Annotated in this window: 1 protein-coding gene; it reads left to right on the top strand. The window is 36.0% G+C overall.

Annotated elements, in window-relative coordinates; all coding sequences use genetic code 11:
• The first annotated feature begins 37 nt into the window (after positions 1–37).
• Entirely contained in the window at positions 38–406 is a 369-nt protein-coding gene (rplN, locus tag IE038_RS25800; RefSeq protein ID WP_189396448.1) for a 50S ribosomal protein L14, read from the top strand.
• Positions 407–520: the final 114 nt, after the last annotated feature.

The raw sequence follows: 520 nt of genomic DNA, 5'->3' as shown, positions 1-520 counted from the left end.
TACCTTTTTTTCTGCCGAGGTAACAATTGGAGGAAAAATGATTCAGTCCCAAACTTACTTGAATGTAGCAGACAACAGTGGAGCCCGAAAATTAATGTGCATTCGAGTACTAGGAGCAGGTAATCGTAACACCGCTAATATTGGCGATATTATCATCGCTGTAATTAAAGAAGCAGCACCTAATATGCCTCTGCAAGAATCAGAACTAGTTAGAGCCGTAGTTATACGTACGTGTAAAGAACTTAAACGTAGCGATGGAATGATAATACGATCTGATGACAATGCAGCAGTTGTCATTGATCAGAAAGGAAATCCAAGAGGAACTCGAGTTTTTGGTTCAGTTACTGAGGAATTGAGAGAATTGAATTTCACCAAAATAATCTCATTGGCTCCTGAAGTACTATAAATACTGATCAATTATGTAAAAGTAATGTCAGGCATATTCCTAAAAAAAGATAAAAGATAAACATGCCTTTATATTTAGTAAATTATTAAGAATTAGCTCGTCATGGGTAACGAT

The sequence above is a fragment of the Pseudomonas laurentiana genome (assembly GCF_014648275.1).
Classification (GTDB): domain Bacteria; phylum Pseudomonadota; class Gammaproteobacteria; order Pseudomonadales; family Pseudomonadaceae; genus Aquipseudomonas; species Aquipseudomonas laurentiana.
The sequence above is the reverse complement of the archived record's forward strand: the minus strand, read 5'-3'. Positions and strand labels throughout refer to the sequence as shown.

Coding starts and splice junctions, on each gene's coding strand:
- rplN (WP_189396448.1), top strand. CDS start 38: ATGATTCAGTCCCAAACTTACTTGAATGTAGCAGACAACAGTGGAGCC.